The sequence below is a fragment of the Bacteroides sp. BFG-637 genome (assembly GCF_024793605.1).
Taxonomy (GTDB): domain Bacteria; phylum Bacteroidota; class Bacteroidia; order Bacteroidales; family Bacteroidaceae; genus Bacteroides; species Bacteroides vicugnae.
Genome location: NZ_JANUPD010000002.1, coordinates 4,371,775 through 4,387,187, shown reverse-complemented (window position 1 = coordinate 4,387,187; position 15,413 = coordinate 4,371,775). Strand labels below are relative to the sequence as shown.

Here is a 15,413-nt window from a genome sequence, read left to right as displayed (position 1 = left end):
AAATATAATGATATAAAAAATTTGTTCTGCTAATATTATATGAATACGTACAGAACAAATTCTATTGTTAAATAGCCTGAATGAAAGACATTTATCATAGGCCTACCGCTGTAACTTCTGTACGTTGTTGCCATCCGTACCTTTATGTTTCACTTTTCCATTAATTAACATGCAACTGGAACCACCTCCATCTAAATTCATTGCATCTACACATCCTAAAAGATTTTTAAGATTTTTGCGACTTCAGCAGTGGTATATCCTGCACTACCCCTGGTGTCATTTCACGCCCTTCACAAACAAATAAGATAAGTTTGTTTGTCTTTGGTTATTCCTATAGCTGAACGAGGTTTGATTTGAATCTGCGCTGATCTTTAGCAATTCTGCAACATATGTATCTTTGATAGCCCCATCTTTGATAAGCATTGGACCACCACCAATAGCATTCTTTGCTTTTAATACGCTGCCACCGGCCGGGAGTGTAGCAGAAGGAACTTCTTTAGGAGTTTCACCATATTTATTTTCGGCTTGGTTGTGTGGATAGGAATAAGTAATATTTGTAGTTTGTAGTATAAGTCCAAGTGGTCTTATAGCTACCATCTGTCATAAGTCCAAAGGCAGCTCTTGTAGGATAATAAATCGTTACCCAGTCCTCTGAATCCGATTGATTGTTCGGACAAAATCACTTGGCCGTCACGACAAATCATACTCAATGATGAACCATCCCAAAAGAAACCTCCATTTAAAATGACAGAATGTTGTGACTGCTCATAAAACTGCGAAGGAGTTTTAGAACCTGTCTTTTCACCTAAAACAGAGAATGAAACACTCATATCCTTTACTGCAATATAAGCTACAGCTTTTTTAGATTCAAATTGTTCCGGTGACTTATAAATACTAATATAAGTCGGAAGTTTACCTAATTGATATTGGGCTGTCCATCCTAACTCTACAATACCCGGATTGGTTTCTTCCGGTGTCTTATCCCATTCCCATTCATGTTCAGGATAACTTTCAGCTTTATGCAACAATTGTTGAAGTCAATATAGTCAACAACAATAAAGACTATAAAATTAATTCGTTTCACAATCAATAAATTGTATTAGTTGGGTTAATAAATATTTCATTCATAGGCTGTTGCAGAATCAATAGCCTCTTTCAATTCATTCCACCAGTTATTTCGGATAATGTGCACAATATCGAATATCATTACTCCGTCCTGATTGCTTTCAAATTCATGCGTACAGCTTTTCTAAACTGTCCAGTCATCTTTTTACTAATCTTCTACGTATAATCCACCTGATACGAAGGAACGGCTCCTTTTAATAGATATTTTGAATGATATGCAGCCACCTTCTACACAAAAATATTCTCCGATAGACACTTGACTGTCGATCTCATTTTATGCCGTCCCGATGATTTGTAATAATCATCTAAAGAAACATTCCAATAATGATTGCCAATAGTATAAAAGTCGAGCAATTCGGCAATGCCATAATTCTTATAATTAGGAGTAGCCCAGTGGAAATCACGATGGACATCGTAGGTGCGGCTCGCCCAAGTGACACCCACTTCAAAGTATGGGATACCAAGCTCCTGTGTACACTCCCAACATACAGTCGGGGTTTATACTTTTAATTGCCTGACGAGCATCTTTCATGAAATTATAAATTATAGATGCACGCCATTTCTATCCATTGAAAATAGTAAGGTCCGGCTACACGGTCAATCTCTCCGAAGCATTTGGACGCCATTCATAAATATCTTCAGGATATTTATTCAGCTTTACCAAGATACTTTTCAAACATTTTTCTTGATTCAAGGTGAAAAGTCGGCGTCGATGCAATCATAACGGGCACGATCACCAGCATAATCCCATCAAAAAGAGTAATTCTTCACCATCTCTTTGATGATATTTATTTCATATTGCTGCACTGCTTTCAAAGCAGGATTCAAAAATAGAGTTGCCTTACCTTTCAATTTCTGTCATAGGCAATAGTCGCTTGCGGGGGACATAATTGACTCCTTGCCATTTTTATGCTTTGTATAAATATCTCCTCGTTTCACAATGTTTTGTCCGTCAGCAAGCGCCATACATTCAAATTAGCAAAAATCTTCAAATCATAGGCACGAGCAGCATCAATGAAGGAAATTATTTATAAAATCGAAATTAGGACGGTCGAAATTCTTCCAATTTCTTTAAAAAATTGTTGTGGCGTATTTACTAGGATAAGCACTTCTCCAGTATTGTCTTTTATATCCAGTACCAGATAGGTAATACCTATTTCATGACACTTATCCACATAGTAACGGATGGAATCCGGATAACTAAAGCGTGTAAAAGTTAGCAGAACAATCCAGCCACATGACTTTGGCTTCCAGAGCATTAACTTTGGTTGTAACGCTCCTCCGGCTATCATTCCGGCTTCAATTTCCTTCCATAAGTTTTCTGAATGATATGGACAATATCGAACACCATTAACCCATCGGATTTCTTCAAATTCATGGCAATAGTTTCCGGAAGTTTAGAAGGATTGTCGTAGAATTGATCAACCAAGATACCTCCCATAAATTTGTTTCCTTTCAATATCTGATGTAAATGCTGGCAAGATCCCTCTACACAATACCAGGTGCCAGATTGAGCCTGTGAGTCTGTTTCATTTCCAAATACTTTTATTATTTCGCAATGATTCGCTAATGGTTACTCTGTATAATAATTACCTGTTGCATATAAATCAATTAATTCTGCATAATCATAATTTTTATAAGCTGGTGAGCCTAATCAAAATCTTTATTTGGATCATATTGATTACTTGCAAAAGTTAACTTACACTTCATAATAAAGAAGGATACCATGCTCCTGTATACGTACCGAAAGAGAAATATTCTTATTGACGGCTTTTTTACTTCTTTGCGGGCACGTGCCATAAAAATCTGTGATTGTTTTCGTTCTCCATTCTATCCATTGAAAATATTTACCGCGTGCCGGATTGGTAACGTTTGTTTGTATCAAGTTTCCACTCAAATATATCTTCAGGGAAAACGCTTCAATTTCTCTCCAATATACTCTTCGAACTTCTGACGAGAAAGATGCGAGAAATCAGCGCTAATACCATCTATATCGTACTCGGTCGGCGTTAAACCATCCAAATCGGGGTGCTTGGCGACTAACTCTGTAAGGATACGAAGAATGTATGCACAATATTCTTCATTTACAGGATTGGTCGTAGCTCCATATTTATGTTTTTCTTGTGTAATAGAATAATACCTTTGTCCAGGTATATACCATGGAAGCCCATTCGGATGATTGTTGTATACAACTCCACGATCAAAATAATTGGGACCGGCACAGAATACGTTCAGTGAAGCATGAATCTCAAGTCCTAACTCGTGTCCTTTCTTTATGAAATATCCCAAATAATCAAAACTACCTGCTTTGGCACCTTTCCACTCTTTCATGCGAGGGCATAAGCGCTTTCATACAATACCTCTCCTGGAATGTGGACGAACATCTACAATAGCATGTGTAAAAAACCTAAAACCTTTATTTTGCTAGATAAAAATCTATAGAATCAGGATTATTGAATCTTCCAAATTTGCTTCTGCGTCCAAACCACATCAGAGCATGGGGCTTAGATTTTCCTCTTGTTTACTATCATTGATGGTCGATATTAGCGTCCTTGACTGTATACCTTGTATAGATAATGCCAATATGATTAGAAATCCTATATATTTTTACTTATTCCATCGTATAGACTTTATTTATTATTATTCAGATTAGCTCGATATATGTTACCGAAGCGATCTGTCGCAATCACCTCTATTTTTGCATTCTTGTCTTTTACAGTAGCCCTGAACATATGCTCGTTAGGGTAGCTTAAGAAATCCATTTAAACTCTAATTTTTCCTTATCTGCAGAAGAGCTTCCGCTGCCGGATCCGCACATACTGAAACAAATCATTTCCCCATCACTTTTCCATTTTCAAGCCATTCCACTTTCCATTTCACATCCCAATTCCAAATATTAGCAATCACATCATCTGGATATTCTTTGGAACTCCCGGGAGCGTAAGCTGGCTCATCTGATATTCTTTAGGAAAGCCTGCACTTTTGAAATACCAAGTCACATGATCGTTATCAACTTCATACACACCATATCCTTGCGGGGTTCCATCCAGACAAACCGTCCCCTTGCCTCCAAGTGCCACATACAGCTGCTGTGATATGTTCAAATAGTTGTTCGGAATGTTCAAGATTTCTATTGTAGTGTGTATGTCCTGTCAAGAGATGAGCACGGTAGGGCTTTAATATTTTCATATAAAAAAGCAGCATTGCTGACTCTACCTGCTATATTTGCATTTGAATATTCAAATGGAATTTGACCCACTTCAAGGCGACTGGGAATGTGCATGGCTACAAAGACTAATGAGCCTTCTTTAATATATGACAAATCCTGCTCTAACCATGAAAGTAGCTTTTCTTCAATATATCCCTGCATAGAAATAATCTCTAGCCAAGTAAAATACATCATTCAGAACTATATAGTGAGCTTTACCTTTATTAAAAGAATAATAAGATGGTCCGAAAATTTCCTCGAATTTTCGATATGACGTTCATGCGAACGACCGTATAGAGTCATATCATGGTTGCCAATGACTCTATAAAATGGAATGTCCAAACGGTTAAAGAGAACGGATGTAGTCAGGATATAGTTCAAGGCTTATCTCCTACAAGATCTCCGCAATCGATACCAAATATTTCTTTTTCCTTTTTTAGTTTCAATAAAATCAATGCAATCATCTAAAATCTGATTGTAGGGTTGCAAATTGTCTTTTGAAAAGTTGTGCATCAGCGTGCACCATAAAGGTATGTGTGTTATCATCATACGGATTTCTTTTCAGTTCAAAAGTCATACCCTGTTACCTTTCCGGTTTGTATCGGTTGATAAAATAGAGGCATACTATATTCTCGTTGGGGTAAATACCCTGCTGGAGTAGATAAATAAACAAAGGAGGCATTATCTGTCATCGGAATTATATATTCTCCTTTATGGTTTGTTTGAGCGAAGTGAATGCCATCTGTGACAACCACATCTTTATTCCTTTTCCGTCACATGATACCTTTCCACTAATTGTTTGTGCAAAGAGAGCTGGAGCGAAAAAGCATATTATTAGCGTAGATACCGCTTTCATATATTTTAGATAGCAATGCATATACATGTATTTTTTAATTTATAGCTAAATTAATTCCTTCTTTAGCGTATTGCCACTGATTAGCAAGTTTTAGATGAATCATATCAAATAAGAAATATCCATCACAAGCATCCATACAAGCTTTTACAGAGTTTACAATCGACGTTGTTCTCTTGTGCTTGGTAGCGCGATTGTCAGGGTCCCAATTACCAACATCAGGTCCTCCGACAACTAACGGACAAGTCCCTTTGATCTTGGCTTTTGCCAGGAACAAAAACCAGGACATAGTCCATTCGGTAGTGCCATATACGTTTAATGGAGAAGCGTAGGCACCGATAAGCATGTGATCCATAAGTCCGGCATATCCATAATTCTTATATTTTTTGTCGCCCATTTGTAGGACGTAGAAGGGTCATATTCAGGGTTGGCCCAATTGACGCCCACATCGTAATAAGAAAGAATACCACCCGCCGACATATACTCCGAACTGAATACTGGAATTCACAGATTTCACAGTTTTACGTGCTCTTGCCATAAAGTCATACATTACTTTTACGCGGAATTCCAGCCATTGTGTTAAATAAGCAGGATAGGCTGCTGGTAGTACTTTCGTTCCCACAAGATAAGATCTCATTGGGATAGATATTTATTTTCTTTTCAATATATTCTTCAAATTTCTTTCGCGTATAATCAGAAAAAATCGCTTTGTAAATCCAGGGAATCGTCCTCTGTCGAGAATGATGCCATCGATATTATATTGCGCCAAGTCTTTCAAGATATCACAAACATATTGTTGTACCTCTTCACGTACCGGATTAAAAAATTTGATACTTTCATTTGTGTGCATTACACTAACGATACCGGAAGCCGTGTTCATTTGCGTGGCCCATTCAGCTTTAGAGGCATCACGATACATGACTCCTGTTCCATTATTTGTCGTATTTCCACCAACCATTGTATTAATTGCAGCATGGACCTTTAAACCTAGTTTGTGCCCTTCATCAATAAATACTTGTAAATAATCCCATTCTGCTGTACGTTGTACCTGGGTGTATCGCCCCGAAATCCAAGCATATAAGTATTTTACCGGATCGGCTACATTCGTTTTAAACAGTACATCGCCGGTAGTGGGACGCACATCTACTACAATGTCTGTGAATCCAGCATCTTTAGCCAAGTTCAGGTCTCTGATGATATTCTCTTTACTATTGGCAAAATCAGGAAAATTGGCAGCTGCATCAATCCAGATATAGCGAGGTTTGGATTTTACAGGTGTCACCGGAAGTTCCGGTTCTTCCCATTCCCATAGAGAGGAAGTATCATCTTTCGAACATGAACACAAGGATAAAGCCCAGTAATAAAATAATCAGGGACTTTTTCATTATTTGAATAGTTAAAAGGCTACCTCAAGTCATAAAGACTTTATGACCGGAGGCAGCCTTGTTAATTTAATTATTTAACTAAATGTTCCACATCAATACAGTCAAACTCATAAGCAGCTACCCCTCCGTTAGTTCTAACAGATATAATGTCATTTTCATTCCATCTGTGGAAACTCTCAAGTTTATATCAGCTACATTATTTGCATTTGAGTTGTTCCAGATAGGATTAGTTTGATATATAAATAAGTTAGGATCTTTGGGATCTCCTGCTAAATTGCCAGGCACTGTTACATCATACAATAATCCATATGTATTATAATTCCAGAACTGGTCAGCTACAGCAATATACCTTGCTCCATTAAATTCTGCTATGTCAAGTTGTTGAAGTATATGTCCGGAATCATTTAGAGGGCACCTTCAACGGTAACATTGGCGAGATTATATAGTGCATTTTGAACCGTCTTGGATTAAAGAAGCCAAATGCTCTCGGTTGACTACCATAACCAACACAGAATATACCTTGACTTAAATCTGTTCCAAACGTAACAGCATCACCTAAATAATTCCATCCAATGATGGTAGGATCCGCAGTGAATAATTTAGGCTCTTGTGATTGCAATACTCCATTTTTCACTTCCCAATAAAAGTATCTTGCTTGATATTTCGACACTAGATAAAATGATAGCATCACCATCCAAACTACCACACACGGAAAGTTTTCTTCCTGTCGGATAAATATGAGACGTTTCTATATATTTTTGAGGTTCTCCTGTTCCTGTTATACGATAAATAGTTTGTACAGCTTGCGCACCGCCTCCCTGTATTTCTTAAATTGGTAATCAATAGATTGTTATTGGCATCGTGGCTATACAGAAATTGGCCAAACCACTCTTGAACGGCAAGTTGATAGTGCCCACATATTCACCAGTATTCCGATTGAAATATTTTAAGTCAGAATTTCTGGTATTTACAAATAAGTAATTGGAAGAAGAAGCGATAGCAACAGTATTGTTGTCTGTTCCATTGATACCCATATCACCTAATGCTTTGCTCCATATCAGTTTACCACTTCCTTTTCTCATTCCTTGCGGTAATTTATTAGGCTCTACTACTCTTACTGCGTATGTTGCTTTGTCTTTTCCATTTTGCGCAGTTACCGTTACATTAAATGGCTCATCATAATTCAATGTTTCTGTAGTAGGATCTGGAGAAATAGTAGCACCATGAGAAACTTTCACTTCGGCTAAAGAAGTGCCTACGGGGTCAGTACTAATTAATGAGATTGACTTGTTTTCTTCATTTATAATTCCATGGAACTCCAAAGAAGGGATATTGTATTGTGTAATAGCACATTCATTATTCTTACGTATTTCACATACAACTTTGTACTGAACCTGTTCTTTTTGTTTTGTAAGGTTACAGTAATATAGTTCTCTTTCGTTAAATCCATATAACAAACAGAAGGCGTGACATACGTTATTATCCAACCCTGCTTCCATTCGCATTTTAACCAGCTTGTCTGTTGGAAACAAGTTATCAGACTCCTTCGGATAATTATAAGGACAAACAAATTGTTATTGTCCGATTAGCGTAATCCTATCTCACCTACAAAATTGTTGTTCTCACTATCATCATCCAGTAGAAATGCTTTGAGACTATTAATACCATTGTGTGAAGCGGATGGTGCTAAGTCTTCCGGGCTTTGGCATGCACTTATTCAAAGATAAATGCAGCCATTATGATTAAAAATATTTTATTTTTCATTGCATTATTCTTTTAGGTGTTATTTCCATTCATCATATTGTTCTATCAACGAGTTATTCCTCATTTCATCAGTTGGCTCAGGAAATACGTACAGTTTTTTAGGAATTTTCTGTCTTTATTGTCTGCTTCTATATATTCATACGTATCACCTGTGATTTTCATTCCATGCACACGATAACCTGTATATTCTGTATGAACTAATTTCCAGCGGCGCATATCCCAATATAAATGTCCTTCATAAGCTAATTCAACTTTTCGTTCGTTTCTATAATCATTAAACCAAGTTTCACCAGTTGAACTCTTTCCGGGAAGTCCCACATTTTTACGAGCGCGTACATCATTCATGGCTTTTTGGGCTTCATCTATTTTTATTTAATCTATATGCAGCTTCTGCTTTATTTAGAAGAACTTCTGCATAACGGATTTCAACCCATGGTTGATGGCTCTTCTTGCCCTTTAAGTCTGTCAATGATTTATCCATTAATTTTCTAAGGAAATATCCAGTTGTCGTTTTTCCATAAGAATATCCTTGTACTCCATAATCTATATAAGCACCATTTGTACCATTGACACTACAATCCATTTTACGCCCCTTCCACATAGAGCCACGATAAATAACACTTGCTGCAAAGCGAGGCTCCAACTGATCATAAGGAGGAGGAGTGTTAGTAATACCATGCCAGGTGTCCAATCTACTTTCTGTCCGTTTTTAGTCTCATAAGATTCTACCATTTCCTGCGTAGGAGTACCTAAAGCACCATAATCCCAACCATCACATTGAGGAACATGATACTGGTCGAAGTCATGATTAGGACCTGTATCCTGATCGTAATCAAATTCAAGAATAGACTCCACGTTGTTACCTTTCCATGCTTGGGCATAGTCATCAACCAAATCATATAGTTTTAATTTTATAACCTCATTAGCTGCATTATATGCGTCCTGCCAGCGTTCTGCATAAAGCATAGCACGCGATTTAAGAGCATAAGCTGCTCCTTTCGTGACTCTGTTCTTATTAGCGGCATTCCACGCTTCAGGTAGATAAGTACTTGCGAAATCAAAGATCATCTGCAATAAGTTGCCAGGTATCTGCTGCGCTGCTACGAGCTTTGTTATTGGTCATATCCAAATCAGTGTAAGAATAACACCTCCATGGCGTTTGGCTAATTGGAAGTAAATATATGCCCGGAAGAAACGAGCTTGTGCTTCCCATATTTCATTTTTTTCTTTAGGAAATTTAGAATACTTTTTCTTCATAACCAGAAACTGGTTTATCTGCCTTATGTTACCATAAGCCTTGTCTTTATCCCAAATATTAAGTCTGTATTCATCCGGTAGAATAACATCCGGATTTGTCACATATTCATTGGGCCATCCACCTCTGTCACCTAATGTGATAGAGCCGTATTTAAATGTTTCGGTTAAACTTTCAGTCAGACTACCTCTAAACTGATAATCTCCAAACTGACCATACTTGTGAAGGAAAGTATAGAAGGCATTCACATTTTGTCTACATACTCTTCTTTTTCCCATACAATTTCATCACTCACTTTTGACGTCTGTTCCACGCCGTCCAGCCAATCATTGCAGGAGGTCGAAATAAACCCTGAGGTTAACGCCAGGTATATATGTAATATTGTTTTTTCTCATATCTTTTCTTTTTTAGAATGTTAAGTTAATACCAAAAGTATACGTCCGCTGCTGTGGGTAATAACCATTATTTACAGCAGGTGATTCTGGATCGATATTGTATTTGGTAAGTCCGCTAATTGTAAAGAGGTTGTATCCTTCTATATAAAGTCTGACTTTTTCTACACCTAACTGATTGATCCAGCGTTTTGGAAAGTTATATCCAATTTGTGCTGTCTTCAGACGCATATAGTTTCCGTTTCTATATCAATATGTAGACGAATAACCATTCTGATTATTAGGACCTTCTACTTCCAGACGAGGGAAATCTGCATCTCTGTTATCCGGTCTCCAAGAGTTTTTCTACCAGATAAACAGGTGAGTTTCCTTTCTGATAAAATGGTTTGGTGAATGATGTATGGTCCATTGTCCCTGCCTCTGCGAAGCATCCTCGGCTGTATATTGTCCGGTTAATGCTATTTCATGACCAAGTCCCCACGAGAATAGTAAATCAAAAATCGAAGCCTTTCCATTCTCCGAAAAGATTCAGAGAGCCGTTATGGGTCGGACGAGCACTCTTTCCTATATACCCCATATCTTGTTGCATTGGAAATGATGCCATCGCCATTTCTATCTTGATACCTAATATATCCTGGTAGCGGCATTCTTCCTGCTATGATGGGAGAGTTGGCAGCTTCTTCTTCATTCTGAAATAATCCCAGCATGGCTACAAAGCCATATTTAGCTCCGATCTGCTTTCCTGTAAGTTTTTGGTATCTGGAGTGTTTTCGGCATCACCAGAGTATTTCAACCATCTTCCATAGGCATGCGAGCCAGATTAATTTAGCACCATAATTGAAACTACCTATTTTGTTATGAATGGTTTAATGTAATATCAAATCCTTTATAATCAGCCTTGTTTATATTAGCTTGAGTGAAATAATAACCACCTATAGATGGGGGATAGGAACCACCAATAGTCGCCAGTTTATCAAATTCGTATTTATAGAATACATCAAATTCAACTCCTAATAATCCATTCCATAAAGTGGCATCAAAACCGACATTGTAATTCATACATTGCGCCCACGTCAGGTTAGGATTACCAAGTGTAGCACAATAAAAGCATACTTTGGCTGCCACTTCCAATTACAACTGCGTTATTGCTGATTCCCATTGAGTTACTCCATTGGAAGGCCGATAATCACGCTACTTATTTGCTGTTTTACCAACTCCTCCTCTTAATTTGGGGTTATTCACCATGGCAAATTGAAGCAATTTTCGTTATTATTCTCCATCCTAAAGACAATCTGGTAAAGGTAATCCAACGCTTGTTCATTCCTCCAAATAAATAACTACCATCATAACGGAGAGATGCTTCTGCATAGTATTTATCCGCATAGCTATAATAGAGTGACCAACAAACCCTGCCACATGACTATTACCACTATAACCTCCGACTTCAGGATGTTTAGTTGAACCATCCCAGTTTGATTGGTCAGCCTCACTTCTAATTCATCCAACTCAATAAAGTCCAGACCATAGCCAGCAGCACTAAATGTGTTACTTTTTATTTCACGAGTTTCTGCTAATAATAAAACACTGACATTGTGTTTGCCAAAAACATTATCGTAGTTAATACTTGACTGTGTAGTAAATGTATAACCACGCGCTGCTGATTCACTAAGACTAATTGTATTGCCTGCCGGATCATCCCCCAAGTGATAATTCAGAGTGGTAGATTCGGCTGGTGGCAATTCCATGACCATGACCTTATAAGGATTTGTCAAAACTTTGCTAAAATTGTAGTTCAGGTCATAGGCACCTTGGAATTTGAAACTCAATCCTTTTAGCCAAGGAGCATCATACTTTAGGCTGAAGTTTGATTGGATATAGGAAGAATGTGATTTGTTATAACCAGAGTCAAATGCAGATGCAACAGGAGATACATGTCCGGTAGCTTGTGGAGTAACCACATAGTAAGTTTCTCCATCTTTTTCATAAGTATCCAGGGCATATGGAAGAGCACGTATAGCTTGCAACGGAAGATTTAGCCAACTATCAGGGTTAGCCGAATAACGTGGTTGTTTACGAGTTTCTACACGTCCGGAAATTCCTAAAAGTAAAAGTTAGTGATTTGGTTAATTTGGCGTCGATGTTTGAGCGCAAATTTAATCTGTCATAATTGAAATTTGTCAATATTTCCTTTCTCTTTCAGATAACCGATAGAAGCAAAGAAATGAAGTCTTTCTGTGCCACCTGATGCAGAAACATTATGATGTTGACGAGTTCCGGTTCCAAAAATCTTGTCGTACCAGTTAGTATTTCCCCATCCATCTACACCATCTTTCATTTTTTGGACCATGTCTTTTGTGAATAATGCCTCTTTACCGTCAAGGTTTAGCGCTTTATTATACCAATAAGCGTATCCCGGTCCATCCAGCCATTCTTGCTGCTGTGTATTTTTACTGATACCATATTCACCCGAATAAGAAATAGACATTTTTCATTTCTTCCTTTTTGGTTGTTACAATAAAGGCACCATTAGCATCAAGCCATAAACAGCAACGGCTGATGCATCTTTTAAAACAGAAACTGATTCAATTTCATTTGGGTCCAGACCATTAAAGTCAGCAGCAGTTCGTCTGATGCCATCAATTACATAAATAATATCACTTTGTCCACGTACTGTTAAAGATGCATTATCTGATCCCGGCTGTCCACTAGTTGCACCGCTGATATACCAGCGACACGAGAACCGATTACATTACTGATACTCATTGTTGGAGCTCTCAATATTTCTTTATCAGAAACGGTAGACACAGCACCTGTAATACTTGCACGCTTTTGTGTACCATAACCAACAACAACAATCTCATCCAAAGATGCTACGTCATCTTTCATTATTATATTAATGACATGTTTGCCAGCTATCTTTATTTCTTGAGTTGCCTTACCAATATATGAGGAGACCAGCACGTCATTTGATTTTGCATTAATGCTGTATTTGCCATTTACATCAGTGATGGTACCGTTGTTGCTTCCATGTACTGCAACTGTAACACCTGGTAATGGTTCATCATTACCGTCTTTAACAGTACCGCTTATCATACTTTGTGCAAGGACGCTTGCCGTGCATGCAAAAAGCATAATAAACAATGAGGTCAAGAAGCCTCTGATTCCATTTGTTTTTTTTTCATTACTATTAAAATTTTAAGGTAAATAAATAGGGTAATTGTTAGATTCTAAAGTGTTCACAATATCTATCAAACAGATGTCCAGCTTGTAGATAAGTGGAGTTCGGACTCATAAAATGAGAAAATTCAAAAGTAATTGCGTTTTCCATTCCAGCTCTGCGAGCAGCATCCAGTTTTAATAAAAGTTTTTCCCATTTGATGGGTAAAAAACGAATAGGCATATCGCGATCAAATGATTCGATATTTGTCCAACATCTTATGTTGTATTTATCAGCCAACTTTTATTAATAACCAAGTAATCATATAGTTCATGATAATCAACTTGTCCATCCTGAAAAGCCATTATATCAACAGCACCATTAACATTGGATAGTATTTCATCCCACTCTTCTTCGTGTTCTTTCACCGACAAGGCCTTATCACCTGACATTACCTGATCTGTTTTGACACCATGGATGTTAGGAGAAACCATTGTTGGGGAGATTATGGGAAACAGCTTTAGCATGTTTGCCGACTTCAGCATAGATTTTAGACATATTTTTTGTTCTACGACTTATCTCCTTGTGAAAGATACCAGCCTTGGAAAGATTTGTGATGACCATATTTATTCCAGACTTCATCAATTAAAAGCCATATTCAAAATCTATTTCCTTTTGGAAATAATCCTTCCTGCCAATACTTTCCCGAGTCATACATTCCGAAATAGAATGCCATATCCTATTTATCAGCCAATGTCAGGAACATCTCAACTAAATCTACTGGAGGATAATAAACATCTTCCTTATCCAATAGGCATCGAAAAGGAGAAGCAATCCATTTGCCAGAGACCCGCACGAATGAGTACTACAGTATTAATTCCCATATTTCTTCATTGCTTTAAAGTCTTGGTCCCATTCTTTTGTACCCCAATTCTGATGTGGAATATCCCAGCTTATTTCATCTAAGAAAGTGGCTTTTATTGGCATTCCTTTCAAGGCATCAGGAGTTGCAAATGTATTGAATCCTTCTTCATTACCAAGTATCCTTCTTTAAAGGTGAGCACGCAGTTATAAATTTGCTGCCTGCTAATAATGAACATGTGGCAAATGCTGTTTTTATTAAAGAATTACGTCGTCCGTTTTCATGTTATAATTTATAAATTCCAATATAATAAAAACATGAAAAACGGACGACGTAATTTTTTAAAAACAGCATTTGCCACATGTTCATTATTAGCAGGCAGCAAATTTATAACTGCGTGCTCACCTTTAAAGAAGGATACTGGTAATGAAGAAGGATTCAATACATTTGCAACTCCTGATGCCTTGAAAGGAATGCCAATAAAAGCCACTTTCTTAGATGAAATAAGCTGGGATATTCCACATCAGAATTGGGGTACAAAAGAATGGGACCAAGACTTTAAAGCAATGAAGAAAATGGGAATTAATACTGTAGTACTCATTCGTGCGGGTCTTGGTAAATGGATTGCTTCTCCTTTTCGATGTCTATTGGATAAGGAAGATGTTTATTATCCTCCAGTAGATTTAGTTGAGATGTTCCTGACATTGGCTGATAAATATGATATGGCATTCTATTTCGGAATGTATGACTCGGGAAAGTATTGGCAGGAAGGATTATTTCAAAAGGAAATAGATTTGAATATGGCTTTAATTGATGAAGTCTGGAATAAATATGGTCATCACAAATCTTTCCAAGGCTGGTATCTTTCACAAGAGATAAGTCGTAGAACAAAAAATATGTCTAAAATCTATGCTGAAGTCGGCAAACATGCTAAAGCTGTTTCCCATAATCTCCCAACAATGGTTTCTCCTTACATCCATGGTGTCAAAACAGATCAGGTAATGTCAGGTGATAAGGCCTTGTCGGTGAAAGAACACGAAGAAGAGTGGGATGAAATACTATCCAATGTTAATGGTGCTGTTGATATAATGGCTTTTCAGGATGGACAAGTTGATTATCATGAACTATATGATTACTTGGTTATTAATAAAAAGTTGGCTGATAAATACAACATAAGATGTTGGACAAATATCGAATCATTTGATCGCGATATGCCTATTCGTTTTTTACCCATCAAATGGGAAAAACTTTTATTAAAACTGGATGCTGCTCGCAGAGCTGGAATGGAAAACGCAATTACTTTTGAATTTTCTCATTTTATGAGTCCGAACTCCACTTATCTACAAGCTGGACATCTGTTTGATAGATATTGTGAACACTTTAGAATCTAACAATTACCCTATTTATTTACC

Annotated in this window: 16 protein-coding genes and 4 pseudogenes; 1 reads left to right on the top strand and 19 read right to left on the bottom strand. The window is 37.4% G+C overall.

The features are described from left to right. Nucleotides 1-102 precede the first annotated feature (102 nt). From NXX38_RS26970 to NXX38_RS16865, 19 genes and pseudogenes are all read right to left on the bottom strand, one after another. Nucleotides 103-201 carry a hypothetical protein gene (locus NXX38_RS26970; protein ID WP_409013810.1) on the bottom strand — a complete coding sequence of 33 codons (99 nt, stop codon included), beginning with the start codon at nt 199-201 and terminating at the stop codon, nt 103-105. 75 nt (nt 202-276) lie between these two features. Next, a complete protein-coding gene (locus NXX38_RS16985; protein ID WP_258980355.1) occupies nt 277-597 on the bottom strand; it encodes a hypothetical protein in 321 nt (106 codons plus the stop codon). Beyond that, nucleotides 591-1,025 carry a hypothetical protein gene (locus NXX38_RS16980; RefSeq protein WP_258980354.1) on the bottom strand — a complete coding sequence of 145 codons (435 nt, stop codon included), beginning with the start codon at nt 1,023-1,025 and terminating at the stop codon, nt 591-593. The genes NXX38_RS16985 and NXX38_RS16980 overlap by 7 nt, the downstream gene beginning before the upstream one ends. A gap of 328 nt (nt 1,026-1,353) precedes the next feature. Further along, a complete protein-coding gene (locus tag NXX38_RS16975; protein ID WP_258980353.1) occupies nt 1,354-1,569 on the bottom strand; it encodes a hypothetical protein in 216 nt (71 codons plus the stop codon). 584 nt (nt 1,570-2,153) lie between these two features. Then, nucleotides 2,154-2,417, bottom strand: a complete 264-nt coding sequence (locus NXX38_RS16970) for a hypothetical protein (RefSeq protein ID WP_258980352.1) — start codon at nt 2,415-2,417, stop codon at nt 2,154-2,156. Further along, the gene (locus NXX38_RS16965) at nt 2,414-2,584 is read right to left on the bottom strand and encodes an alpha amylase family protein (RefSeq protein WP_258980350.1); all 171 of its coding nucleotides are present in this window, start codon (nt 2,582-2,584) and stop codon (nt 2,414-2,416) included. Before NXX38_RS16965 ends, NXX38_RS16970 begins: the two co-directional genes overlap by 4 nt. Nucleotides 2,585-2,824: 240 nt before the next feature. Continuing rightward, a complete protein-coding gene (locus NXX38_RS16960; protein WP_258980348.1) occupies nt 2,825-3,010 on the bottom strand; it encodes a hypothetical protein in 186 nt (61 codons plus the stop codon). A gap of 20 nt (nt 3,011-3,030) precedes the next feature. Beyond that, nucleotides 3,031-3,456 carry a hypothetical protein gene (locus NXX38_RS16955; RefSeq protein WP_258980347.1) on the bottom strand — a complete coding sequence of 142 codons (426 nt, stop codon included), beginning with the start codon at nt 3,454-3,456 and terminating at the stop codon, nt 3,031-3,033. 498 nt (nt 3,457-3,954) lie between these two features. Then, nucleotides 3,955-4,032, bottom strand: coding sequence for a hypothetical protein (locus NXX38_RS16950; protein ID WP_258981978.1), 78 nt, complete (start codon nt 4,030-4,032; stop codon nt 3,955-3,957). Further along, nucleotides 4,029-4,250: a calcineurin-like phosphoesterase C-terminal domain-containing protein gene (locus NXX38_RS16945; RefSeq protein ID WP_258980345.1), complete on the bottom strand. Its 222-nt coding sequence runs from the start codon at nt 4,248-4,250 to the stop codon at nt 4,029-4,031. The genes NXX38_RS16950 and NXX38_RS16945 overlap by 4 nt, the downstream gene beginning before the upstream one ends. Nucleotides 4,251-4,255: 5 nt before the next feature. After that, nucleotides 4,256-4,528: a hypothetical protein gene (locus NXX38_RS16940; protein ID WP_258980344.1), complete on the bottom strand. Its 273-nt coding sequence runs from the start codon at nt 4,526-4,528 to the stop codon at nt 4,256-4,258. 371 nt (nt 4,529-4,899) lie between these two features. Continuing rightward, nucleotides 4,900-5,088, bottom strand: coding sequence for a metallophosphoesterase N-terminal domain-containing protein (locus NXX38_RS16935; RefSeq protein WP_258980343.1), 189 nt, complete (start codon nt 5,086-5,088; stop codon nt 4,900-4,902). A 135-nt stretch (nt 5,089-5,223) separates the two neighbouring features. Next, complete coding sequence (locus tag NXX38_RS26795; protein WP_309600938.1) at nt 5,224-5,583, bottom strand: alpha amylase family protein; 360 nt, start codon at nt 5,581-5,583, stop codon at nt 5,224-5,226. Between the two features lie 24 nt (nt 5,584-5,607). Then, entirely contained in the window at nt 5,608-5,823 is a 216-nt protein-coding gene (locus NXX38_RS26790; protein WP_309600937.1) for a hypothetical protein, read from the bottom strand. Between the two features lie 12 nt (nt 5,824-5,835). Next, nucleotides 5,836-6,531, bottom strand: coding sequence for a family 10 glycosylhydrolase (locus tag NXX38_RS26785; protein ID WP_309600936.1), 696 nt, complete (start codon nt 6,529-6,531; stop codon nt 5,836-5,838). An 879-nt stretch (nt 6,532-7,410) separates the two neighbouring features. Next, nucleotides 7,411-8,130: pseudogene (locus NXX38_RS16925) on the bottom strand (DUF5018 domain-containing protein); the annotation flags it as partial. Nucleotides 8,131-8,354: 224 nt separating this feature from the next. Continuing rightward, a pseudogene (locus NXX38_RS26780) lies at nt 8,355-9,957 on the bottom strand (RagB/SusD family nutrient uptake outer membrane protein). Nucleotides 9,958-9,997: 40 nt separating this feature from the next. Then, a pseudogene (locus tag NXX38_RS26965) lies at nt 9,998-13,160 on the bottom strand (SusC/RagA family TonB-linked outer membrane protein); the annotation flags it as partial. 42 nt (nt 13,161-13,202) lie between these two features. Continuing rightward, a pseudogene (locus tag NXX38_RS16865) lies at nt 13,203-14,259 on the bottom strand (DUF4434 domain-containing protein). A 59-nt stretch (nt 14,260-14,318) separates the two neighbouring features. Between NXX38_RS16865 and NXX38_RS16860 the strand changes: the two are divergent. Beyond that, nucleotides 14,319-15,392 carry a DUF4434 domain-containing protein gene (locus NXX38_RS16860; protein ID WP_258980329.1) on the top strand — a complete coding sequence of 358 codons (1,074 nt, stop codon included), beginning with the start codon at nt 14,319-14,321 and terminating at the stop codon, nt 15,390-15,392. Nucleotides 15,393-15,413: the final 21 nt, after the last annotated feature.